The organism is Chryseobacterium sp. SIMBA_029 (assembly GCF_046535275.1).
Taxonomy (GTDB): domain Bacteria; phylum Bacteroidota; class Bacteroidia; order Flavobacteriales; family Weeksellaceae; genus Chryseobacterium.
Genome location: NZ_JAWRXA010000077.1, coordinates 1 through 376 on the forward strand (window position 1 = coordinate 1; position 376 = coordinate 376).

Annotated in this window: 1 protein-coding gene; it reads right to left on the reverse strand. The window is 57.4% G+C overall.

Features of this window, described 5'->3' with window-relative positions; translation table 11 throughout:
* Positions 1-10: 10 nt before the first annotated feature.
* The coding region (locus SB679_RS23290) for a helix-turn-helix domain-containing protein (RefSeq protein ID WP_410704660.1) at positions 11-376 on the reverse strand (366 nt) is incomplete at its 5' end.

Genomic DNA, 376 nt, shown 5'->3' on the forward strand with positions numbered 1-376 from the left:
CCGGGCGGCCTTAAATTTCCTCCAAGGATCCGTAGTTCTCGGAAGAATTGCTGCCGCTCTTTTTCTGCCTCAGATCTTTCAGGTGCTTGTAGAGCGTCGCCCGTGACATCTTCAGCACCTCGGCGATGTAAGGTGTGGCGTTGCGGATCGAGAAAATGCCCTGGCGATCGAGAATGCCGACCAGTTCGCTCAGATCGTCCTTGCTGAGGCCTGCCTCGGTCAGCCGCTTCTCGCGCAGATATGCGTCGATCGTGGCGCTGACCACCTCTTTCCAGTCACTCTTGAAAAGCGCTGCCGGCGGGTCCGATGGCGGCGAGAACTGAATGAGGTTGCGGATGAATTCGACGGCACCTTCGAAGGCGGAGATATCGAGGTT